This window comes from Streptomyces sp. 4F14 (assembly GCF_048159485.1).
GTDB lineage: Bacteria > Actinomycetota > Actinomycetes > Streptomycetales > Streptomycetaceae > Streptomyces.
Map to the genome: position 1 here is coordinate 190,017 of NZ_JBLRVY010000004.1, position 21,157 is coordinate 211,173.

Consider the following 21,157-nt stretch of genomic DNA (forward strand, 5'->3'; position numbering starts at 1 on the left):
GTCGAGTTCGCTTGATCATTCTACGCTTGGTCTATGTCACCACATGGGGAACCAAGCCCCGATATCCGCCGAGGCCGCCACGTCATCTACAACCTCCACGCACATCTGATCTTCGTCACCAAATACCGGGGCGGTGTCTTCACCGACGACATGCTGACCCGCTGCGAAGAGGTCATGCGCGACGTATGCGCGGGATTCGAGGCATAGCTTCGGGAGTTCAACGGCGAGGCCGACCACGTACACCTGTTGGTGCACTACCCGCCGAAGGTCGCCCTGTCCAAGCTGGTCAACAACTTGAAGGGCGCCAGCTCCCACTACCTGCGGCAGGTGTACACGGGCACGATGAACCAGACGATCATGCACGTCCACCTGTGGGCCCCTCGTGCTTCGCCGGTTCCTGCGGCGGCGCCAATCCAGATCGTCAAGGCCTACATCGAGAACCAGAAGCGACCCGACTGACCGTCCTCACAGAAGCGCAGAGAACTCCGACGCTCCGCGCCTCCGGGCCAGGGATCGCATTCCCTCCCGGCGTAAACGCCGGGATTCCCTGCGAAGATCAAAGGATGGCTACGGCGGTGAGGGCGGAACCCCCGGTCAGCAGAGCGCTGGGCAGCCCCGCGAGCCGCGTGGAATCCAGCATGTCCTGCGCCAGCAACGCACCGACGGTGACACCGGCGGCCAGCCCCATGCCGCTCAGGATCTGGGAGGCGACCAGGACGCGCAGGACCCGGCGTTGGGCCTGGGCGGGATCCGTCGAGGGGGTCGTCGCGGTGGCGGTCATCTCCAGACCTCCCCTTTCACGCCCGCTGCCCCCGATACCTCCGCAGCACCCCGGCGACCGCACACCGCAGACAGTCGTCGTCCGGCGCCCGATGGCACGGCGCCGGCCCTCCGACCAGCGCTTCGAGTTCCGCCAACAACCGCTCCGTACGCCTCACTTGCTCCCCGAGCACCCGTACCCGCGCGCTCTGCCCGCCGACCTGCCGCCGGCTGGCGATCAACCGTTCGTACTCGGGGACGGTGAGCGCCACCGCCTCGCGCCCGCCGAGGGTGATGCGGCGGGGCCGGGGTGTGTTGGGCACGTGGTTCCTCCGCTCCTCGCCGAAGCCAAAGCCGGAAACACGTGAGGGCCTCGCGGTCGAGGCCCTCACGTGTCAGACGGTGACGGTCTCCCGCCGGACCACGGGGTCGGGCCGCAGCAGCCGGTGTGCCAACTCCCCGAAGGCGAGCCCGAATCCGGTCCACAGGGTGGCCTGGATGGCGAGCGTGGAGAGCCGGAACCGCCACAGGACGGCGGCCGGGAAGTCCGCGGGCACCTCGTTGACGACGGGCAGGAAGGCGTACGCCAGCCCGACCGCGGCGATGAACGCGGTCACCGCGACGACCGTCGCCCACCAGTTGCCGAGCCCCGGCGCGAGCCGTCTGCCGAGGAGGGTGGCGGCGACCGCGAGCAGGACGCTGAGCACCAGCATCAGGAAGAACAGGGTGGTGCGCTTCCCGATGGTGTCGCCGTTGCCGACGGCGGGCGGGTTGGCCGGGTACTTGAGGAAGGGGACGACGTACACGGCGACCAGCGCGACGCCGGACAGGAGCAGCGCGGTGGCCCGGGGGCTGAAGCGTCCGACGCGGCCGAGCGCGAAGCAGTACGCGAGGGCCGCGATGCCGCCGAAGGCGACGCCGTAGACGAGGACGCCGGTCGCGAGGCCGGCGGTGGACTGGAGGGAGCGGGAGACGAGTTCGACCTCGTGGCCGTGCTCGTGGGAGTGGGCCTCCTCGAAGCCGATCGCCTTGTCGACGGAGGGTTCCCCGAGGAAGTAGGCGACGATCAGGGCGAGCACGCCGGCCGCGAGACCGGCGAGCATGCCCCGCACGAGCAGGTTCCGTACGGTGGTGGAGTTCATGGGGGTGTCGGCGTCCCTCGGGTCAGTGGCAGGGGAAGCCGAGCAGGTGGCGGGCGTCGTGCACCCACTCGTGGACCTCTTCGCCGGAGAAGACCGACAGGGCGCCCTGTTCGGCGCCGACGAAGTACAGCAGGATCAGCATGAGGACGCCGAAGAAGACGGCCCAGGGGGCGATGTCCTTCAACGGCAGCTTGAGCGGGGTGGTGGCGGTGGTCGGCTGGGCGACGTGCTGCGCCATGGCAGGGCCTCCTTCGGGAGTTCGCGTCCCGTCTCGGTGGTGCTCCGTACGACGGCTACGGGTCTGACTCACCCCCGCCTCAAGGAGCGCGAGGGGCACACAGTGGCGCGACCGTGCCGGATTCTCACCGGCTTCCGTCCTGCCGTCGTTGTCGGGGTGACGATACCGCGTGACGTGTACCCGACCAACCCCGCGTCACCAGGCACTTTCCTCCGTGTGGGTCGGGTCCGGTCCGAGGTTCAGCTCCACGGGCGCCCGGTCGCAGTGCAGGACGCCGTCGGCGACCGTGGCCGTGGCGACCTGGAGGGAGGAGCGGCGGGTGCGGTGGGTGCCGTCGTCGTCGGTGATGCCGGGCGGCCGGCCGGGGTGGGTGAAGTAGAAGACGTACGCGGTGTCGCCCTGGACGACGACGTCGGCGTGGTGGCCGATGTTGCCGTCGTCGGTGCGGTGGCCGGGGGTGTCGAGGACGAGGCCCTGGTAGTGCCAGGTGGTGAGGTCGTCGGAGCGGAAGACGCCCTGGCCGCGCCATTCGTCGACGAGCATCCAGTGGAAGCCGCCGAGGGTGAAGACGTTGGGGCCCTCGTGCGGGCGGTGGTCGACGACGACGCCGGTCGGTTTCCACGAGTACAGGTCGGGGCTGTCGGCGGCGCAGGTGGCGGAGGACCGGGTCTCGTCCTTGAACCACATGCGCCAGCCGCCGTCGGGCAGGGGGTGGACGCAGGCGTCGATGACGCGGCCGGAGTCGAGGTCGAGGGGGCCGTGGTGGGTCCAGGTGAGGAGGTCGGGGCTGGTGTAGTGGCGGATGCTCGCGGGGGCGGCCCAGGAGTCGGGGACGCCCTGGATGTAGCTGACGTACAGGTGGTACAGGCCGTCGTGCCAGAGGATCTCCGGGGCCCAGAACGTGTTGCGGCCCCATTCGGTGTCGAGGCCGGGGAGGGTGCCCCGGTAGGTCCAGGTGCGGCCGGCGTCTGCGGAGACGGCGACGCCGAGGTCGGTGCCGTGGACCCAGGCGGCGCCGGGGCCCTGGGCGGTGGTGCGGCGGTTGGTGTAGACCAGCCACCATTCCCCGGTCGCGCGGTTCCAGATCGCCGTCGGGTCGGCGGCGCCGTCGTACACGGGGTCGCGGAAGAGGGGCGCGGGGTTCATCGGGTGTCTCCTCGCGGGCCGCCGGTCGACTCGCGGATCACGAGCGTGAAGCCGCTCACGAACTCCTCGTACCGGGGCGGTGGTTCGTGCTGGTCGATGCGGGTGGTCAGGAGGGCGACGGCGTGTTCGGCCATGCCATCGTGGTCGGGGTCGACGCTGGACAGGGACGGGACGAGGTAGGCGCTCTCGGCGATGTCGTCGAAGCCGATGACCTTGACCTGGCCGGGGACGCGGACGCCGTGGTCGGCGAGGCCGCGCAGGACGCCCATGGCGAGGGTGTCGGTCACGCAGAACACGCCGTCGAAGTCCAGGCCGCCCGCCACCATGTCCCGCGCGCAGTGCGCTCCTTGCGCGAGCCCGAACCGGCCGACCTTGCGCACCAGCCCGGGGTCGTAGGGCAGGCCCGCGTCGGTGAGGGCCTGCCGGTAGCCGGCGTGGCGCAGGCTGGAGGTGTCGACCTCGGCCGTCTCCCCGCAGACCAGCGCTATCCGCCGGCAGCCCCGCCCGACGAGGTGGGTGACGGCCGCCCGGGACGCCTCCTGGTTCGGCATGCCGACGTGGTCGACGGGTCCGCCGGTGATGCGGTCGCCGAGCACGACCACGGGGTGTTCGGCGGTGAGCCGTTCGGCGTCGCTCTGCCCGAGGCCGACGGCGCTGAGCAGGAGGCCGTCGTAGAGGCGGTTGCGGGACAGGGAGAGGGCGTCGAGTTCGCTCTCCCGGGTGGCGCCGGTCTGCTCGATGCCGACGCGCAGGCCGCGCCGTGCCGCCGCCGTGATCACCCCGGCCGCGAGGCGGCTGTAGTAGGGGCTGTCGACCTCGGGGACGGCGAGGCCGATGGTGCCGGTGCGGCCCTTGCGGAGGTTGCGGGCGGCGACGTTGACCCGGTAGTCGAGCCGGGTCATCGCCGCGAGGACCCTCTCGCGGGTCTCCCGCCGTACGTTGGGGTGGCCGTTGATGACGTTGGAGACGGTCATCGCGGACACCCCGGCCGCCTTCGCCACGTCCTGGATGGTCGCCACGGGTCAGGTCAGCGGGGCCTGGAGCGTGAGGAACGAGTGCGGGGGCAGGGTGAGGGTCAGGCCGCCGTCGGTCGTCTTCACCCCGTCGAAGGGGCGCGGGGCGACGGTCTCCCGCTGTTCGGGCGTGTTGTGGTCGGCGAGCCGGCCGGCCGTCAGGAGCCGGGCGACGGGGTCGCCGAGGGTTCCTCCCCGCAGGTCGAGCGTGACCTCGGCCGGCTCTTCGGCGTCGAGGTTGGAGAGGGAGACGAGGACCTGGCCGTTCTTGACGCTGGCGGAGACGGAGACGGTCGTGAGTTCCGTCCCGGCGACGGTGCGTCGGGCCTCGTCGGCCTTGAGGTGGACTGCGAGTGAGGTGGCGTCCTGGTGGTCCTTGTTCATCTCGAACACGTGGTACGTCGGAGTGAGGACCAGCCGGTCGCCGTCGGTGAGGATCATCGCCTGGAGGACGTTGACCGTCTGGGCGATGTTCGCCATGTGGAGGCGGGCCGCGTGCTTGTGGAAGATGTCAAAGTGCGTGCTGGCAACGAGCGCGTCGCGCATGGTGTTCTGCTGGAAGAGGAAGCCCGGGTTGGTGCCCGGCTCGACGTCCCACCAGGTGCCCCATTCGTCGAGGACCAGGCCGACCGTGCGTCCACGGTCGTAGATGTCCATCACGGTGGAGTGTCCGGTGAGGATGTCGTCGATGCGGCGGGCCGCGAGCATCGTGCGGTAGTAGTCGTCGGTGTCGAAGTCGGTCGCGCTGCCTTTCGCCTCCCACGGTCCGGCCAGTGTGTAGTAGTGAACGGACACGCCCTGGAAGAAGTTCCTGGGTGTCGCGTCGCATCCGAAACAGCTGATCTGCTGCATCAGCGTCTCGGTCCACTTGTAGTCGGCGTCCGAGGCGCCCGAGGCGATCCGGTACAGCTTGTTGTCGCCGTGGTCGCGGCAGTACGTGGCGTACTGGCGGGCGAGGTCGGCGGAGTACTCGGCGCGCATGTTGCCGCCGCAGCCCCAGGTCTCGTTGCCGATGCCCCAGTACGTGACCTTCCAGGGCTCCTCGCGCCCGTTGTCCTTGCGCAGCCGCACCATGGGGCTGTCGCCGTCGCGGGTCAGGTACTCGACCCACTCGCTCATCTCGCGCACGGTCCCGGAGCCGACGTTCCCGCTGATGTAGGGCTCGGCGCCGAGGAGTTCGCACAGTGCCATGAACTCGTGCGTGCCGAAGTGGTTGTTCTCCTCGACGTTCCCCCAGTGCGTGTTGACCATCCGGGGCCGCTCCTCGCGCGGCCCGACGCCGTCGCGCCAGTGGTACTCGTCGGCGAAACACCCGCCCGGCCAGCGCAGGTTGGGGATGTTCAGCGCCCGCAGCGCCTCGACGACGTCGAGCCTGATCCCGCCCTCGTTGGGTGTCTCCGAGTCCTCGCCGACCCAGAACCCGCCGTAGATGCAGCGGCCGAGGTGCTCGGCGAAGTGGCCGTAGAGGTGCCGGCTGATCGTCGGCCCTTCGATGTCGAGGTTGACGACCGCGGTGGCGTTGGGCACGGCTGCTCCCGGGAGGTATGCGGTGACTTGTACGACGTTGAGGTGATCGTTTGTAGCGATAAAAAGCTGCCATCGCGCCGCCGGGGGCGTCAAGGTCACCCGGCCCCACCGGGGTTACGGAAACTTTCGCTCCCCGGCCGGTCGTGACTGCTACTACTGTCCCGGCAGGCAACGAGTTCCGACGGGGGAGCGAACAGGGTGACAGCGCTCGACGAGCAGTACGAACACGGCCTCCAGGGCGCCCTGTTCACCGTGGAGACCTCTGAGGACGCCTGGCGGCTCGGCGCGCTGGAGGGGTTCCTCGGGCCGCGGATCCGCGAACGCCTCGCCGCGTACCGGCGGTTGATCGACTCCTGCGACAACCGCGTCCAGCTCGCCCACGACGCGCTCGCCCTGTCCCGGGCCGCCGCCGACTACTCCGACCTGCGCGAGGCGCTCTTCCTCGACTCCACCCAGCACGGCGACGAACCCCCGTGGCGTGTCTGGGACTCGGTCGCCCTGCGCATCAGGCCCCGCCTGTACCGCTGCGACCGTGCGGCCCTGATCCTCGCCCCCGGCCGGCACGAGGTCCCCGCGTGGGGCAGGGCCTGGCACTTCACCGTCGTCCGCGACCCGCACGACCCCCAGGACCACGGCTCCGGCCACCCGGTCACCCTCTACCGCACCCACGAACACACCGACGCCGCCCGTGACACCCATCTCGTCGACGCGCCCCCGGAGCTGGAGGAGCACGGCGAGTGGTACCGGCAGCTCTTCTACGGCTTCCGCGCGCTCAAGCTCCGCGTGAGCCTCGGCGCGATCACGCACGAGGACGTCAAGCGGCGGGTGATCGACGGGACGGCGACGGCGGACCGCCACCCGGAAAGCTGACCGGGACCGGCGGGGGACACAAGGCGTGCCCCACCGGCCCCAGCCGTGTCAGGTCAGTTCGGCCGCCACCACCCCCGCCACCCGCGCGACCAACTCGTTCTTCGAGGGCCCCTCCGCCGCGTACGTCGTCGTCAGGACCGCGATCACCAGCGGCGGCCTGCCGGGCGGCCACACCACGCCGACGTCGTTGGCGACGCCGTAGGTGCTCGCGCCGCCCGTCTTGTCGGCGAGGACCCAGTCGGCGGGGAGTCCGGCGCGGAAGCGGGTGACGTTGGTGGAGTTGGCGATCATCCAGGAGGTGAGGCGGGTGCGGTCGGCGGGCCGCAGGACGTCGCCGAGGATGAACTTCGCGTAGGTGCGGGCTATCGCCCGGGGCCTCGTCGTGTCCGTCTCGCGCCAGGGTTCGGCGGAGTTGAGGTCGGGCTCCCAGCGGTCGAGGCGGGTCACGGGGTCGCCCAGGGAGCGGGCGAAGCGGGTGATGGCGGTGGGGCCGCCCAGCTCGCGCAGGAGGAAGTTGGCGGCGGCGTTGTCGCTGTGGGAGACGGCGGCGGCGCACAGTTCCTCGACGGTCATGCCGGTGTCGAGGTGCTTCTCGGTGACCGGCGCGTATCCGGAGTCCGTCAGCTCCTGCTGGGTGTAGTGGATCCGCTTGGTGAGGTCCACGCCGTCGCGCAGGACGGCCGCGGCGGCCGGCGCCTTGAACACCGAGCACATGGGGAACCGTTCGTCGGCGCGGTGCGTCAGCGTCCTCCCGGTCGCCGTGTCGTAGGCGAAGACGCCCAGCCGGGCGGCGTACTCGCGCTCCAGGTCGCCGAAGGCGTCCCGGGTGGCGGCCTGCGCCGGGGGTGCCATGCTCGCGGTCAGGGCGGCTCCCGCTCCCAGGGCGAGGAGTGTGCGGCGGTGCAGCGCGGTCGTGTTCGGTTGTGCCATGGTCGTCCGTCCTCACGGTCGTTGATCTTGGCTCAGTCGTTCAGGACGCGACCTCGGAGGAAACAGTTTCGATCATCGCGATCACTCATGGAGAATCCCTGAACATGTCGATCATTCATCGCACCTGGCTCAAGCCGACCAAGCCCGAACTGCTCACCGCGTGGCTGCCCACCCGTCCCTGGTACCGGGGTGGCGCGGCCGTCCCGCAGCTCGCCAAGGCCGGCGGTTTCCGTCTCGACGACCCCGAGGGCGAGGTCGGCATCGAGTTCTTCGTGGCCACCGACGCCGGGGGCCAGGACGCCTACCTGTTCCCCCTCACCTACCGCTCGGCCCCGCTCCCCGGCGCGGACCACGCCCTGATCAGCACGCTGGAGCACGGCGTCCTGGGGCAGCGCTGGGTGTACGACGGCGTCCACGACCCGGTGCTGACCGGCGCCCTCGCCGCGTACCTCGCGGGCCGTATCCCGGCGCAGGCGCAGAGCACGAGCGACGCCCTCGACGAGGAGGTCGCGTACGCCTGTACGGCCCAAGTCCCGCTGCTGACCGGCGAGGTGACGGTCACCGACACGGCCGAGGGCACGACGCTGACCACGCCGGACGGCCCCGCGGTCCGCTTCCACCGCCTCCTGACCGGCGTCCCGCAGACCCCTCCGGCGGACGCGCTCGGCCATGTGACCGGCGCGTGGACCGACCTGGACGGCAACCGGGTGCGCGGGGTGTTCGCGGTGATCGAGGCACAGGGCTGAGACCTGCTCCGGCGGGAAGACGGTACGGAGCCGAGACCCGCGCCCGGCGGAAACACGGCGCGGGGCCACGCCAGCGTCCGGGCAGGAACGCGGCGCGGGGCCCAGATCCACGCCCGGGCAAGAACGCGGCGCGGGCCCCGAGCCTCAGCAGGAAACCGGCGCGGGCCCCGAGCCTCGGCAGGAAACCGGCGCGCGCCCCGCCGCACCCCCGCCGAGACGCGGTGCGCGCCACCCGAACCCCCGCCCCCCAAAAAAACCCAGGCCGCCCGCACTCACCCCCCGGCCGGCATCCTCTCCGCCATCTCGTACACCGTCCGCGCGTGCAGCTCGAACAGCATGACGAGGTCGATGTCCCCGCTGATCTCCCGCTGCACGAACAGCCCGTCGGACCCGGCGACGGCGTACGTGACGAGGGTGTGCACGGCGCTCTCGTCCAGCCCGGGGAAGAGCGCGCGGACGACCTCGGCGATACGCTGCCGGGCCGCCTCGCGGACGTCCAGGAACACGGTCCGCCCCCGGGGTTCGACGGGCCGGCGCTCCAGCGCGAGCATGAGGCCCAGGCGCAGGAAATCAGGCGCGTCCAGCAGGGAGCGGGCGACGTTCGCGCCCATGGTCATGACCCGCTCCAGCGGGCTCCCCGCGTCCTCGCCGGGGAGTTCGACGGCTGTCAGCCAGGTCTCGAAGCTGCGCTCGATGACGGCGGCGATCAGGTCGTCCTTGTCCTTGAAGTGCCAGTAGATCGAACTGGCGGGCAGCCCGCACCGGCCGCTGACGGCGGCGATCGACGTGCCCTCGTACCCTCGCTCCCCCGCGATCTCGACGGCCGCTTCGAGGATGCGCCGCCGCGACTCCACGCCGTTGGCACGCTGCTTCCGCTCGGGTCTCCCCCGGGTCATTCCGTGATTCTCCGTCTCTCAGAGGCGTACACCTGGTTTTTCGGGGTACGCGTCGACGATCACCGCACTCTAGTCGGCCCGTGGACACACTGACGATTTCCGCCCGTGTGCCCCCGATACACGAACTCCTCTGCCCGTACGCCCGGCGTCCCCGGTGAGCGCGAACGCCTGGCACCGGCACCCGCCGAAGTCGGCCTCCTTGCGGGAACAGGACCGGCACGGGTCGGGCAACCAGTCACTCCCCCGGTAGGCGTCGAACGCGGGGGCGACGGTCAGCGAGATCGCGCCCCAGCCGCCCATGCAGGCTTTCGCCACCCCGTCGCAAGAGCCCGGCACAACCCAGATCACCTCCATCCCCCCCGCCCCCCACGACCTCGTGCGCCCGCTCCCGTCCCGGCATGAGCGCGGCCCGGTTGCACAGCCCCCTCCTTGAAGTGTTCTCCCGGCTGAAACGAAGATTCCACGTCCCCCGAGCGGCATGTGCCTGAGCGTCAACGAGCCGGACCTGTGCACGTTCCCTTGCCACGCGATCACGACAACCGCGGTGGAATCCACTTGCCGAAGTCGGGGTGCAGCGCGAGCCCGAGGACGCCGCCCTTGCCGCCCTTGGCGCGGACGGCTCTCTCGGTGAGCCACAGGTGCCCGTCGGGGCCCTGGAGCAGTTCGTACGGGTCACCGAGACCGGTCGTGACGACCTTGAAGTCGGCTTTGCCGGCCAGGTTCACGGCGGCGGCGCGCTGTCCCGGGTCCGGGGCGGATCCGTTGCCGCAGGAGCAGACGAGCGCCGTGACAGCGGCCAGGGCCGGTGCCGACGGAAGCTGTCTCATCGTCGACCTTTCGGGCGGGCGCGGCCTCACCCTGAGGTCGGCTCACAGGTCACGCATCCCGGGCCACGTCCTCACGTACCGTGATCGCGGAGACCGGGCACATCACCGCCGCCTCCCGCGCCGCCCGCTCGTCCGGCCCGGCCGGCCGTTCGGTGAGCAGCACCACGACCCCGTCGTCCTCGTCCTGGTCGAAGACCCCGGGCGCGACGAGGACGCAGTTCCCGGCGCCGCAGCACAGCGAGCGGTCGACGGCGACTCTCACCACGTGACCGGCACTTCGCTCAGTCCGCCCACCAACAGGCCCTCGACGCGCCGGAGTTCACCGACCGGCACGGCGAGCCGCAGAGTGGGCAGGCGCCGGAGCAACACTTCCAGGGCGACCTGGAGTTCGGTCCTGGCGAGGCTCTGGCCGAGGCAGGCGTGCGGGCCCGCGCCGAACGCGAGGTGCGGGTTGGGGCTGCGGGACAGCAGCATGCGGTCCGGTTCCTCGAAGGTGGCCGCGTCCCGGTTGGCGGCGGACAGGGCGCAGACGACGGTGGCGCCGCGCGGCAGCACCGAGCCGCCCACCTCGACGTCCTCGGTGAGGTAACGCCGCAGCCCGAAGCCGAGGTTGACGTCCAGGCGCAGCGCCTCGTCGACGGTCGTGCGCACCAACTCCGGTTCCGCCAGCAGGCGTTCCCACAGCTCACGGTCGGCGAGGAGCATGGCGACGGTCTTGCCGATCGCGTTGGCGGTCGTCTCGTGCCCGGCGACCAGCAGCCCCATGCCGGTGCGCAGCAGCCAGGCGTCGGTGACGTCGGGCTGGTCGGCGATGAGCATGCTGAGCATGTCGTCGCCGGGCCGCTCGCGGACGTGCGCGAGGTGCCGGGACATGTACGCGTCGAACTCCTCGTACGCCGCCGCGCTCTCCTCCTTCGTCCACCGGCTGACGTTCAGGAAGGCGTCGGACCAGTGCGAGAAGCGGTCGCTGTCCTCGGCGGGGACCCCCAGGATCGTACAGATCACGTAGACGGGCAGCGGAAACCCGAACGCGGCCTTCAGTTCGGCGGGTTGCCCCTGTTCGACCATGCCGTCCACGAGTGCCTCGGCCCGTTCGGTGATCGCGGGGCGCAGGGCGGTCATGCGTTTGGCGGTGAAGTACTTCCCGACCTGCCGCCGCCACCGCTGGTGGCCCTCGCCGCGGTCGGGTACGACGTCCTGGAGCTCGCCGTCGACGACAGGGCCGCCCGCGCCCTCGGGGGCGAGCCGGGCGGCGCCGTCCTCGGCGGTGGGGCGGGCGAAGCGGGGGTCGGAGAGCAGGGTCCGTACGTCGTCGTAGCGGGTCAGGAGGGTCGCCTCGTCGCCGCTGGGGAGGCGGACCGGCGCGACCGGGCACTCCCGGCGCAGGTCTTCCCAGGCGGGAGGCGGCTCCAGCGGACCGTCGGCGGGTAAGGGGAGTCGGAGCTCGGCCATCGCGCACCTCCGTGGGACCGATACCGACGCTACGCAGATGTGCATGATGCAGCAAGGAGCGGTTCGGCCGTCGTGAGGCGGGGGCGCGGCGGGGTCGATGTACGGTCCACCTGTGGACTACCCGAATGATCAGCACCCCGGCGCCCCCGTCCGCGCCGGGGTCCCCGAGCACGGCCGTGTGCCCAAGTACTACGCGGTCAAGGCCCGCATAGACGACCTCGTGAGCGAACTCGGCGAGGGCGCCGTCATCCCCACCGAGCGGGATCTCGCCGAGCGGTACGACGTGGCCCGCGAGACGGTGCGCCAAGCGCTGCGGGAGCTGCTCCTCGAAGGCAAGCTGCGCCGGCGGGGGCGGGGCACCGTGGTGGCGGGCCCGAAGCTGGAGCAGCCCCTCGCGCTGGCCAGCTACACGGAGGGCGTGCGCCGGCAGGGCCGGACGCCGGGCCGTTCCCTCGTCGCCCTCGACCGGTTCCCGTGCCCGGCGCCGCTGGCCGAGGAGACGGGCCTGACGCGCGGGGAGCCGGTGTGGCACCTGGAGCGGGTGCTGCTGGCCGACGACGAGCGGGTGGGCCTGGAGAGCACGTACGTCTCCGTCGCCCGACTCCCGCGCCTGGACGCCGAGTTCGACCCGGACTCCTCCTTCTACGCCTACATGGGCGGCCAGGGCATCCGGCTCGGCCAGGCCGACGAGCGCATCGAGACGGTGCTCGCCACTCCGCGCGAGGCGCTGCTGATCGGGACGCCGCCTGCGCTGCCGATGCTGCTGATCCATCGGGTGTCGCGGGATGCGGAGGGGCGTCCGCTGGAGCGGGTGCGGATCCTGTACCGGGGGGACCGGTTCTCGTTCTCGACGCACCTCACGAACTGAAGAGCGCAGTTCAGGCCGATTGCCCGACCACCGAAAAGTAACGACAAGATAACGGGTCTAGCCCAAATGTGATGGCCGGTTCATGCTCCCGTCGGAAGCCGGACCCTCCCGGTTCCCGCACGGCGAGGAGCGTGACCGTCGTGAGAGTGATAGTCGTCGGAGCCGGCGTGGTGGGCACCCTGCACGCCTGGCAAGCACTGGAACGCGGCCACGAGGTCGTACAGATCGAGCGCGAGGCGGAGGCCCGGGGCGCGTCGCTGCGCAACTTCGGGCTCGTCTGGGTGAGCGGGCGCGCGGACGGCGGGGAGCTGTCGGCCGCGCTGCGCGCGAGACAGCTGTGGGAGGGGATCGGCGAACGCGTCCCGGCGCTGGGCTTCCGTGCGAACGGTTCCCTCACCGTCGTACGCGGCGGCCTCGAACGCGCCGTCGCCGAGTACGCCGCCGCGCGGGGTGACGCGGACGCGCGCGGGTTCGAGCTGCTGACGCCGGGCGAGGCGCGGGCGCTGAACCCGGCGCTGCGCGGGGAGTTCGACGCGGCCCTGTACTGCGCACGGGACGCGGCCGTGGAACCCCGGACCGCGCAACGCGCCCTGCGGGCCGAGCTGTCGAGGAACCCGCGCTACACCTTCCTACCCGGCCGCGAGGTCCGTGCGGTGGTCGGCGAGCACGCGGTCCGCGACGACCACGGGGACGTCCACACGGGCGACGCCGTCGTCCTGTGCACCGGCGCCTGGCTGGGCGGCCTGGTGCGCGAGCTGGCCGGGCCCGAACTCCCGGTGCGCCGCGTCCGGTTGCAGATGATGCAGACCGCGCCGCTCGGCGAGCCGCTGACGACGTCGGTCGCGGACGCGGACAGCTTCCGCTACTACCCGGCGTACGCCTCCCCCGCCCTGGACGCCCTCAACTCCCGTCAGCCGCAGCCCGATAGGGCCGCCGAGCACCGGATGCAGCTCCTCATGGTCCAGCGCGCGGACGGTGGCCTGACCGTCGGCGACACCCACGAGTACGAGCACCCCTTCTCCTTCGACACCGTCGAGGACCCCTACGAGCACCTCGCCGGCGTCGCCGAGTCACTCCTCGGCCGCCCGCTCCCCGCGATCCGCCGCCGCTGGGCGGGCGTGTACGCGCAGTGCCTCGACACGAGCCGTGTCGTGCACCGCCAGCAGGTCCGCGACGGCGTCTGGCTCGTCACGGGCCCCGGCGGACGCGGGATGACCTGCGCGCCCGCCATCGCCGAGACCACCGCAGACCAGTTGGGCTGGTGAACCAGATGCCCCATGACATCCGCCTCGTCGTCCTCGACATGGCCGGTACGACCGTCGCCGACGGCGGCCTGGTCGAACGCGCCTTCACGACGGCCCTCGGTTCGGACCCCGATCAACTCGCCTATGTGCGGGCCACGATGGGCGAGTCCAAGATCTCCGTCTTCCGCCACCTCTTCAAGGACGAGGCCACCGCGCAGCACGCCAACACCGCCTTCGAGCAGGCGTACGGCGACCTCGTCACCGACGGCCTGATCACCCCCGTCCCCGGCGCCCGCGAGACCATCGAGCACCTCACCGCCGAGGGCCGCACCGTCGTCCTGACCACCGGTTTCGCCCGCGTCACCCAGGACGCGATCCTCGACGCGCTCGGCTGGCAGGACCTCGCCGCGCTCACCCTGTGCCCGGCGGACGCGGGCGGGCGCGGACGGCCGTACCCCGACATGGTCCTGGAGGCGTTCGTCCGGACGAAGGCCGCGGGGAGCGTCCGGCAGGTCGCGGTCGTCGGGGACACCTCGTACGACGTACTGAGCGGGGTGCGCGCGGGGGCCGGGGTCGTCGCGGGGGTGCTCACCGGGGCGCACGACGCGCAGGCGCTGCGGGCGGCCGGGGCCGGTCACGTCCTGGGCTCTGTCGCCGAGTTGCCCGGGGTGCTGACGTGATCCGCTTCGACTCCGTGAGCGTCGCCTACGACGGGAACACCGTCCTCGACGCGCTCGACCTGACCGTCGAGCCGGGTGAGGTGATGGCGCTGCTCGGGCCGTCGGGGTCAGGGAAGACGACCGCGCTGCGGGCCGTCGCCGGGTTCGTGCGGCCGTCGGCGGGGCGAGTGTTCCTCGGCGACCGGGACGTGACCGACGTGCCGCCGTACCGGCGGGGCATCGGGATGGTCGTGCAGCAGTACGCGCTGTTCCCGCATCTGCGGGTCGAGGACAACGTGGCGTTCGGGCTGAAGGCGCGGCGCGTCGACAGGGCCGAGATCCGGCGGCGGGTCGGCGAGGCGCTGGAGCTGACCGGGATGGGGGCGTACGCGCGGCGCAGGCCACGGGAGTTGTCCGGCGGGCAGCAGCAACGCGTCGCGATTGCGCGGGCGTTGGCGATCCGCCCCGAGGTGCTGCTCCTCGACGAGCCGCTGTCGGCGCTGGACGCCCGGCTCCGGTCCGAGATGCTCGCCGAACTCGCCCGGCTGCACCGGGAGTTGCCGGACGTGACGATCCTGTACGTCACACACGACCAGGTCGAGGCGCTGACGCTGGCGGACCGGATCGCGGTCCTCGACCGGGCGCGGCTGAAGGCGTGCGGGACGCCCCGGGAGCTGTACCGGGCGCCGGGGAACGCGTTCACGGCGTCGTTCGTGGGCGGGGCGAACCTGCTGCCGGTGCAAGTCGCGGGCGGGGTCGCGGAGTTCGCGGGTACGCAAATAAAGCTGGACACCAGGGGCGTGACCGGTCCGGCGACCCTGTGCGTCCGGCCGCACCTGGTCGGGCTGGGCGACGGGCCGAACCGACTCACCGGCCCCGTACGGGAGATCCAGTGGCGTGGTGCCACGCACCGGCTGTACGTCGAGGTCGCCGGGCACACCGTCGTGGCCGACGTGCGCGAGCTGCGGGAGCCCCCGGCCCTCGGCGACCGGGTCGCCCTGCACTTCTCCCCCGGGGACGCGGTGCTGCTGCCATGACCAGACGCCTCCTGTGGACCCTGCCTCCGGTCACCCTCCTCGCCGTCTTCTTCCTCTACCCGCTGGCGCTCGTCGTCCAGCAGTCCTTCCGGCCCGACTCCGGCGGCACATCCCTCCAGCCGTACGCGGACGTCTTCGCCTCCGAAGCCTTCCGGCAGGCGCTGTGGACGACGGTCTGGCTGGCGCTCGCCGCCACCGCCGGCTGTCTGGTGCTGGGGTTCTTCCTGGCGCTGGTCATCGCGTTCGTCCCGTTCCCCGGGGCGCGGGCGGTCGCGCGGTTCGTGGACGTGTTCCTGTCCTTCCCGTCGTTCCTGATCACGCTGGCGCTGCTGTTCGTCTACGGCACGACCGGCATCGTCGGCTCCTTCCCGTTCCTGACGACGCCCTGGGGTGTGCTGCTCGCCGAGGTCACCTACTTCACGCCGTTCGTGATGCGGCCCCTGCTCGCGGCGTTCTCGCAACTCGACACCGCGCAGATCGAGGCGGCGGCGAGTCTGGGCGCGCGGGCGCCGAGGATCGTGCGGCAGGTGATCCTGCCGGAGGCGCTGCCCGCGCTCGCGGCCGGCGGGAGCCTCGTGCTGGTGCTGTGTCTCAACGAGTTCGGGATCGTGCTGTTCACCGGGGCGAAGGGTGTGACGACGCTGCCGCTGCTGATCTACGGCAAGGCGATCCTGGAGTCGGATTACGCGGGCGCGTGTGTGGTGGCGGTCGTCAACGTCGTGCTGTCCGTGGGGCTCTACGCGGTGTACCGGGTGGTGAGCCGTCGTGCTGGTGCATAGCCGCAGGGCCAGGTGGGCGGTGTGGGCGGTGTTCTTCGTCCTGTTCCTGCCGCTGTTCGCGCTGCCTCTCCTCGTCATCCTGGGCGCGTCGTTCGCGACGCACTGGTCCGGCGTCCTGCCGTCGGGGCCGACGACGGCCAACTACCGTTCCGCGACGAGCGGAGACGCGCTCCGGGCGCTCACCACGAGCCTCCTCACGGCGACCGCCGCGAGCCTGCTGGCGCTGGCCGTCGGTACGTGGGCCGCCCTCGCCGGAGCCGCGCTGAAGAAGCGTGAACGGCGGCTCCTGGACGCCCTGTTCGTGCTCCCCGTCGCCGTGCCCTCGGTCGTGGTGGGCCTGTCGGTGCTGGTCGCGTTCTCGAAGCCGCCGCTGCTGCTGAACGGCACGCGGTGGATCGTGATCCTCGCGCACACGGTGCTGGTGACGGCGTTCGCGTACCAGTCGGTGTCGGCGGCGCTGTCCCGTCTGGACCCGGTGTACGAGCAGGCGGCGGCGTCGCTGGGCGCGCGTCCCTCGTACGTGCTGTGGCGGGTGCGGCTGCCGTTGCTGCTGCCCTCGCTCACCGCCGCCGTCGGTCTCTGCTTCGCCCTGTCCATGGGCGAGTTGAGCGCCACGGTGATGCTGTATCCGCCGGACTGGACCCCGCTGCCGGTCCTGATCCACTCCGCCACCGACCGGGGCGCCCTGTTCGCGGGGTCCGCGCTCGCGGTGGTGCTGATGGCAGCCACCCTTCTCGTCCTGTCCGCCGTGTCCCGGGTCCGCGCCAGGGCGTCGTACCGCTGAAACTCTGGAGTCCAACCGCCATGCCCCGTAAAGCGCTCAAGCTCAGCGTTGCCGTCTCCCTCCTCGCCCTCGCCTCTGCCTGTGGGGCCTTGCCCGCCTCGTCCGCTTCCTCCGACGCCAAGGTCGTCACCGTGTACAGCGCCGACGGCCTCAAGGGCGAGAACGGGGACGGCTGGTACGACAAGGTCTTCGCCGACTTCACGAAGCGGACCGGTATCAAGGTCGCGTACGTGGAGGGGGGTTCGGGCGAGATGGTGCAGCGTGTCCTGCGCGAGAGGAGCAACCCGCAGGCCGATGTCCTCGTCACGCTGCCGCCGTTCATCCAGCAGGCCGACGGCAAGGGCCTGTTGCAGAAGTACACGCCGCAGGGCTCGGACACCGCGGCCAAGGCGGCCGACGGCACCTGGACGTCCGTCGTCGACAATTACTTCGGGTTCGTCTACAACAAGAAGGAGCTGAAGCGGCCGCCGACGACGTGGCAGGAGCTTCTCGACGGCAAGTACAAGAACAAGCTCCAGTACTCCACCCCCGGTGTCGCCGGTGACGGAACGGCCGTGCTGATCAAGGCGGTTCACGACTTCGGCGGCGAGAAGCCCGCCCTGGAGTACCTCGGCAGGCTCCAGGCCAACAACGTCGGCCCGTCCGCGTCGACCGGCAAGCTCGCGCCCAAGGTGGACAAGGGGGAACTCCTCGTCGCGAACGGGGATGTGCAGATGAACTACGCGCAGGCGAAGACGATGCCGGACCTGGGGATCTGGTTCCCGGCGCCGCAGGGCGGGAGGCCGACCACCTTCGCCCTCCCCTACGCGGCCGGCCTGGTCACCGGGGCCCCGCACTCCGCGAACGGCAGGAAGCTCCTCGACTTCCTGCTGACCCGCGAGGCCCAGCAGGAGGTCAGTTCGGTCGGCGGCGGCTTCAGCGCCCGCAAGGACGTGCGGGCGACGGACGCGGACGCCGCCGCGCTGGCGAAGCTGATGACCGGCGTCGAGGTCTTCACGCCGGACTGGAACGACGTCGCCGCGAACCTGCCGGAGTACGTGGAGAACTGGAAGTCGGCGACGGGCAGTTAACCCGCGCAGCACCCGTCCCGGTGCAGGATCTCCCCGACGGCGAGCCAGTCCGTCCCGGCGGCCAGGGTGGGGGGCATGTCGTCGAGGAGGTCGGCCGGGTGGTGGACGGTGCCGTCGCGCATCGTCCACGCCGTGCGGACCAGGTCGTCGAAGTCGGTGAACGGGTCTCCGTCCACGGCGGTGAGGTCGGCGAGCTTGCCCGCCTCGACGGTGCCGAGGTCGTCGGCGACCCCGAAGACGCGCGCGGGCTCGGACGTGACGCGGCTGAGCGCCTGGGCCGGGGTGAAGCCGCCGTACCGGTGCAGGGCCCGCAGCCCGAGGTGGACGTGCAGGCCGACCGGGGTGAGCGGGGCGTCCGTGCCGAGCACGACGGCCCCGCCTTCGTCGAAGATGCTCCGGTAGTTCCCCATCTCGATGCCCAGGCCCCGGAGTTGGTCGGGCGTCGGCGCGGTGGCCGCCGCGTTGCGCACGGTCGCGACGTCCCACGGCGGCATGAGGGACGTGACCCGGGGGTCCTCGGCGAGCGAGGGGTCGACGCCGAGGAGGTACAGCGCGGCGAACGGGGTGACGATCAGCGCGAACTCGCCGCCCCGGTAGATCTCGTGGACGTCGCCGTAGGAGCGGCCGGTCGGGGAGAGGGCGCGGCTGTACTCCTGGCGCTGGGTGGCGAGCAGGTGGGTCGTCAGGGTCTGGCCCGACTGGCGGCCCGGCGTGAGGAGGTGACTCCCGGCCGGGACACCCAACTCACGTGCCGTGCGCGCGGCTCGCTCCATCGTGCCGACGGGGGCGCGGACGTACGTCTTGACGAAGTCGTAGTCGAGGGCGACGGCCCGTTCGAGGCTGCGGCGCACCCCGTCCGGCGTGGCGTGCGCGCGGCCCATGCTGTAGGCGACGCGGGTGCCGTCGATCAGTTCGCCGGTCGTGAACATGCGGGGGCCGGTCAGTGTGCCGCTGTCGGTCGCCTCCCTCAGCCGGGCCTGTTCGTAGGCGAATCCGCCGAGGGATGCGGTGCTGGTGACGCCGTAGGCGAGGTTGAGGCGGGTCTGCCGGCCGCCGTAGATGTTCTGGTAGGGGTGGGTGTGGGCGTCCCACAGGCCCGGCAGGACGGTCTGGCGGGAGGCGTCCACCGCCTTCTCCCCCGGGCGGGCCGTGCGGTGGGGTTCGACGGCGGTGACGCGGTTGCCCTCGACGACGATGTCGACGTTCTCGCGGACGCGGTCCCCGGTGCCGTCCCACAGGCGGCCCGCGTGGATGCGGACGACGTCCGTGCGGGGCGGGAGGCGGCGGGCGGTGCGCAGGGGGACGGGCACGGTCCGGGTTCCGGTGCCGTCGATGCCGGTCAACCGCAGGGCGGTGCCCGAGAGATGGAGCAGCCGTCGGGAGTCGCCGGACCAGGAGGGGTGGTCGGCGGGGTCGTCGGTGAGGCGGCGCGGTTCGCCGTCGGGGGTGCCGTCCGGGCGGACCGGCAGTATCCAGAGGGCGGACTCGGCGACGTACGCGAGGTGTTTCCCGTCCGGCGACCAGACGGGGCCGCTGTCGTAGCGGTCGGCGAGGGAGGTGTGCGGGCGGGGCAGGTAGGTGCGGGAGGTGCCGTCGCGGGTGTCGACGATCCGGATGACGTTGTAGCCCTCGCGGAAGCGCTGGTTGAGCCGGTTGCGGTCGCACAGGGCGAGGTGGCGGCCGTCGGGTGACCAACTCGGCCTGCCCGGCAGTCCGTTGGCGCCCAGCGGCGCGGCGAGCAGCCGCTCGGTGCCGTCGGCGAGGTCCACGACGAGGAGGTTGCCGGTGACGTCGTGGCAGGCGAGCCGCGAACCGTCGGGCGCGAGCGCCGGGTTGACGCGGCCTCCGGTGGCGAGGACCGTGTCCGTGCCGTCGGCGAGGGTGATACGGCGGACGGCGGCGAGGCCGTCGCGGTCGTCGACGTAGACGAGGCTGCGGCCGTCCCGGCTCCACGACGGCATCTGTACGTAGTGCGCGGGGTCGGCGTCGACCAGCTTGCGGGGCCGGCCGCCGATCGGCAGGTGCCACAGGGCGCCCAGCGCGCAGAACGCGACCGAGCGCCCGTCGGGGGCGAGCACCGGGAAGTGCACGCCGCGTACGGGCCGGGCGGCGGTGGAGTCGAAGTCGCGCCGCTTGTCCGGGCGGGGCGTCCGGCTCACCCGGGTGCGCGCGGTGAACGGCACGACGGTCCGTGTCGCGCCGGTACGCCGGACGACCTTGCCGTCCGCGAAGTACACGATCGCCCCGTCGGCCGTCCAGCTCGGCGGCTGCGGTGACACGTCCTCGGCGCCGGAGACGACCGTGCCGTCCACGACGAGGGAGGCGCTGTCCGAGTAGGTGGCGACGGTCGGCGCGCTGAGGCGGACGTACGCGAGCCGCCCGTCGCGGGCGACGGCGGGTGCGAGGAGGGTGCCGCTGTCGATGGTGTGGACGACGGTGGCGTCACCGCCCGTGACCGGCACGGAGGCGATGGTGCGGGCGACGCCGCTGCGCGCGCGGACGAACAGGACGCGGTCGCCGTCGGGATGCCACGCCGGGTCGTGGTCGTCGGCGTCCGGGGTGGACGTCAGCCGGGTGAGGCGGCCGGTGGCGACCTCGATCGTCCAGATGTCGTAGGAGCCGCCGGTGACGTCGTCACTGCCGCGTTCGGAGGAGAAGGCGAGGCGGCGGCCGTCCGGGGACCAGCTCGCGCCCCGGTCGTCCCAGGGTCCCGAGGTGAGCTGCCGGAGCCGGGTGCCGTCGGGGGCCATGGTCCACAGGTGGAAGCCGCCGCCGAGGTAGGCGCAGAAGGCGACGGCCGTGCCGTCCGGGGACCAGGCCGGCCGGGTGGGTTCGAGGGTCACGTCGGTGAGGGCGGTGGCCGTGCCGCCGTGCTCGGGCAGGGACCACAGCACGCCCTGGACCTCGATGATCAGGCGTTCGCCGTCGGGGGCGACGGTCACGCCCGCGTTGGTGCCGGACGTGAAGGACAACGTTCTCCCGGGGGCGGCGGCGTGCGCGGGGGTGGTCAGCAGGAGGGCGGCCGAGGCGCCGGCTCCTCCGATGAACCCCCTGCGGCTGATGTCGTACACGCGTCCGTCCATGCGGGTGTCCCCTTTGTGACCGTACCGGCGTCATAGCCATGGGCATGTCAGTGCTGGGCCGATGGTCATGAGATCAGACGGGACGGG

21 protein-coding genes, 2 pseudogenes and 1 riboswitch are annotated in these 21,157 nt (G+C 71.8%); of the genes and pseudogenes, 10 read left to right on the plus strand and 13 right to left on the minus strand.

Annotated elements, in window-relative coordinates:
* The first annotated feature begins 33 nt into the window (after positions 1-33).
* A pseudogene (tnpA, locus tag ACLZOT_RS07900) lies at positions 34-459 on the plus strand (IS200/IS605 family transposase).
* 103 nt (positions 460-562) lie between these two features.
* Here tnpA and ACLZOT_RS07905 read toward each other — a convergent pair.
* From ACLZOT_RS07905 to ACLZOT_RS07935, 7 genes and pseudogenes are all read right to left on the minus strand, one after another.
* Positions 563-781 (minus strand): annotated as a pseudogene (locus ACLZOT_RS07905) (MFS transporter); the annotation flags it as partial.
* Positions 782-797: 16 nt separating this feature from the next.
* Positions 798-1,082 (minus strand): hypothetical protein, encoded by a 285-nt coding sequence (locus tag ACLZOT_RS07910; RefSeq protein ID WP_416968031.1) that lies wholly within the window; start codon positions 1,080-1,082, stop codon positions 798-800.
* Positions 1,083-1,154: 72 nt separating this feature from the next.
* Positions 1,155-1,901, minus strand: a complete 747-nt coding sequence (locus ACLZOT_RS07915) for a CbtA family protein (RefSeq protein ID WP_416968032.1) — start codon at positions 1,899-1,901, stop codon at positions 1,155-1,157.
* A gap of 22 nt (positions 1,902-1,923) precedes the next feature.
* Positions 1,924-2,139: a CbtB domain-containing protein gene (locus ACLZOT_RS07920; RefSeq protein ID WP_416968033.1), complete on the minus strand. Its 216-nt coding sequence runs from the start codon at positions 2,137-2,139 to the stop codon at positions 1,924-1,926.
* A 35-nt stretch (positions 2,140-2,174) separates the two neighbouring features.
* Positions 2,175-2,324: riboswitch (cobalamin riboswitch) on the minus strand.
* A 10-nt stretch (positions 2,325-2,334) separates the two neighbouring features.
* A complete protein-coding gene (locus tag ACLZOT_RS07925) occupies positions 2,335-3,285 on the minus strand; it encodes a glycosyl hydrolase (protein ID WP_416968034.1) in 951 nt (316 codons plus the stop codon).
* A complete protein-coding gene (locus ACLZOT_RS07930) occupies positions 3,282-4,304 on the minus strand; it encodes a LacI family DNA-binding transcriptional regulator (protein WP_416968035.1) in 1,023 nt (340 codons plus the stop codon). Before ACLZOT_RS07930 ends, ACLZOT_RS07925 begins: the two co-directional genes overlap by 4 nt.
* Positions 4,305-4,307: 3 nt before the next feature.
* A complete protein-coding gene (locus tag ACLZOT_RS07935; protein ID WP_416968036.1) occupies positions 4,308-5,825 on the minus strand; it encodes an alpha-N-arabinofuranosidase in 1,518 nt (505 codons plus the stop codon).
* 198 nt (positions 5,826-6,023) lie between these two features.
* Between ACLZOT_RS07935 and ACLZOT_RS07940 the strand changes: the two genes are divergently transcribed.
* Complete coding sequence (locus tag ACLZOT_RS07940) at positions 6,024-6,695, plus strand: hypothetical protein (RefSeq protein ID WP_416968037.1); 672 nt, start codon at positions 6,024-6,026, stop codon at positions 6,693-6,695.
* A 48-nt stretch (positions 6,696-6,743) separates the two neighbouring features.
* Here the strand turns inward: ACLZOT_RS07940 and bla are convergent, their stop codons facing one another.
* Complete coding sequence (gene bla / locus ACLZOT_RS07945) at positions 6,744-7,625, minus strand: class A beta-lactamase (protein ID WP_416968038.1); 882 nt, start codon at positions 7,623-7,625, stop codon at positions 6,744-6,746.
* A 104-nt stretch (positions 7,626-7,729) separates the two neighbouring features.
* On the opposite strand from bla, the gene ACLZOT_RS07950 reads away from it, so the two are divergent.
* On the plus strand, positions 7,730-8,371 hold the full coding sequence (locus ACLZOT_RS07950) for a maltokinase N-terminal cap-like domain-containing protein (protein WP_416968039.1): 642 nt from the start codon (positions 7,730-7,732) through the stop codon (positions 8,369-8,371).
* Between the two features lie 272 nt (positions 8,372-8,643).
* Here the strand turns inward: ACLZOT_RS07950 and ACLZOT_RS07955 are convergent, their stop codons facing one another.
* From ACLZOT_RS07955 to ACLZOT_RS07970, 4 genes are all read right to left on the minus strand, one after another.
* The gene (locus ACLZOT_RS07955; protein WP_416968040.1) at positions 8,644-9,267 is read right to left on the minus strand and encodes a TetR family transcriptional regulator; all 624 of its coding nucleotides are present in this window, start codon (positions 9,265-9,267) and stop codon (positions 8,644-8,646) included.
* Between the two features lie 530 nt (positions 9,268-9,797).
* On the minus strand, positions 9,798-10,094 hold the full coding sequence (locus ACLZOT_RS07960) for a hypothetical protein (protein WP_416968041.1): 297 nt from the start codon (positions 10,092-10,094) through the stop codon (positions 9,798-9,800).
* A gap of 49 nt (positions 10,095-10,143) precedes the next feature.
* Positions 10,144-10,359, minus strand: coding sequence for a ferredoxin (locus ACLZOT_RS07965; protein WP_416968042.1), 216 nt, complete (start codon positions 10,357-10,359; stop codon positions 10,144-10,146).
* On the minus strand, positions 10,353-11,546 hold the full coding sequence (locus tag ACLZOT_RS07970; RefSeq protein ID WP_416968043.1) for a cytochrome P450: 1,194 nt from the start codon (positions 11,544-11,546) through the stop codon (positions 10,353-10,355). Before ACLZOT_RS07970 ends, ACLZOT_RS07965 begins: the two co-directional genes overlap by 7 nt.
* 112 nt (positions 11,547-11,658) lie before the next feature.
* Here ACLZOT_RS07970 and ACLZOT_RS07975 point away from each other — a divergent pair, with 112 nt between their 5' ends.
* The 7 genes from ACLZOT_RS07975 (at position 11,659) to ACLZOT_RS08005 (ending at position 17,987) form a co-directional block, all read left to right on the plus strand.
* Positions 11,659-12,414 (plus strand): GntR family transcriptional regulator, encoded by a 756-nt coding sequence (locus ACLZOT_RS07975; protein ID WP_416968044.1) that lies wholly within the window; start codon positions 11,659-11,661, stop codon positions 12,412-12,414.
* 140 nt (positions 12,415-12,554) lie between these two features.
* Positions 12,555-13,679, plus strand: coding sequence for a TIGR03364 family FAD-dependent oxidoreductase (locus ACLZOT_RS07980; protein WP_416968045.1), 1,125 nt, complete (start codon positions 12,555-12,557; stop codon positions 13,677-13,679).
* A 5-nt stretch (positions 13,680-13,684) separates the two neighbouring features.
* A complete protein-coding gene (locus tag ACLZOT_RS07985; protein ID WP_416968046.1) occupies positions 13,685-14,338 on the plus strand; it encodes an HAD family hydrolase in 654 nt (217 codons plus the stop codon).
* The gene (locus ACLZOT_RS07990) at positions 14,335-15,354 is read left to right on the plus strand and encodes an ABC transporter ATP-binding protein (protein ID WP_416968047.1); all 1,020 of its coding nucleotides are present in this window, start codon (positions 14,335-14,337) and stop codon (positions 15,352-15,354) included. Before ACLZOT_RS07985 ends, ACLZOT_RS07990 begins: the two co-directional genes overlap by 4 nt.
* Positions 15,351-16,133, plus strand: coding sequence for a 2-aminoethylphosphonate ABC transporter permease subunit (locus ACLZOT_RS07995; RefSeq protein ID WP_416968048.1), 783 nt, complete (start codon positions 15,351-15,353; stop codon positions 16,131-16,133). The genes ACLZOT_RS07990 and ACLZOT_RS07995 overlap by 4 nt, the downstream gene beginning before the upstream one ends.
* On the plus strand, positions 16,120-16,917 hold the full coding sequence (locus ACLZOT_RS08000; protein ID WP_416968049.1) for an ABC transporter permease: 798 nt from the start codon (positions 16,120-16,122) through the stop codon (positions 16,915-16,917). The genes ACLZOT_RS07995 and ACLZOT_RS08000 overlap by 14 nt, the downstream gene beginning before the upstream one ends.
* A gap of 20 nt (positions 16,918-16,937) precedes the next feature.
* Positions 16,938-17,987 carry a 2-aminoethylphosphonate ABC transporter substrate-binding protein gene (locus tag ACLZOT_RS08005; RefSeq protein ID WP_416968050.1) on the plus strand — a complete coding sequence of 350 codons (1,050 nt, stop codon included), beginning with the start codon at positions 16,938-16,940 and terminating at the stop codon, positions 17,985-17,987.
* Here the strand turns inward: ACLZOT_RS08005 and ACLZOT_RS08010 are convergent.
* Positions 17,984-21,070, minus strand: coding sequence for an amidohydrolase family protein (locus ACLZOT_RS08010; RefSeq protein WP_416968051.1), 3,087 nt, complete (start codon positions 21,068-21,070; stop codon positions 17,984-17,986). The two genes, ACLZOT_RS08005 and ACLZOT_RS08010, sit on opposite strands and share 4 nt — an antisense overlap.
* Positions 21,071-21,157 lie beyond the last annotated feature (87 nt).

Bases quoted from the DNA above. Each gene is read 5' to 3' on its own strand.
- ACLZOT_RS07995 (WP_416968048.1), top strand. From the start codon at position 15,351: ATGACCAGACGCCTCCTGTGGACCCTGCCTCCGGTCACCCTCCTCGCC.
- ACLZOT_RS07985 (WP_416968046.1), top strand. From the start codon at position 13,685: ATGCCCCATGACATCCGCCTCGTCGTCCTCGACATGGCCGGTACGACC.
- ACLZOT_RS07925 (WP_416968034.1), bottom strand. From the start codon at position 3,285: ATGAACCCCGCGCCCCTCTTCCGCGACCCCGTGTACGACGGCGCCGCC.
- ACLZOT_RS08010 (WP_416968051.1), bottom strand. From the start codon at position 21,070: ATGGACGGACGCGTGTACGACATCAGCCGCAGGGGGTTCATCGGAGGA.
- ACLZOT_RS07950 (WP_416968039.1), top strand. From the start codon at position 7,730: ATGTCGATCATTCATCGCACCTGGCTCAAGCCGACCAAGCCCGAACTG.
- ACLZOT_RS07920 (WP_416968033.1), bottom strand. From the start codon at position 2,139: ATGGCGCAGCACGTCGCCCAGCCGACCACCGCCACCACCCCGCTCAAG.
- ACLZOT_RS07970 (WP_416968043.1), bottom strand. From the start codon at position 11,546: ATGGCCGAGCTCCGACTCCCCTTACCCGCCGACGGTCCGCTGGAGCCG.
- bla (WP_416968038.1), bottom strand. From the start codon at position 7,625: ATGGCACAACCGAACACGACCGCGCTGCACCGCCGCACACTCCTCGCC.
- ACLZOT_RS07955 (WP_416968040.1), bottom strand. From the start codon at position 9,267: ATGACCCGGGGGAGACCCGAGCGGAAGCAGCGTGCCAACGGCGTGGAG.
- ACLZOT_RS07960 (WP_416968041.1), bottom strand. From the start codon at position 10,094: ATGAGACAGCTTCCGTCGGCACCGGCCCTGGCCGCTGTCACGGCGCTC.
- ACLZOT_RS08005 (WP_416968050.1), top strand. From the start codon at position 16,938: ATGCCCCGTAAAGCGCTCAAGCTCAGCGTTGCCGTCTCCCTCCTCGCC.
- ACLZOT_RS07915 (WP_416968032.1), bottom strand. From the start codon at position 1,901: ATGAACTCCACCACCGTACGGAACCTGCTCGTGCGGGGCATGCTCGCC.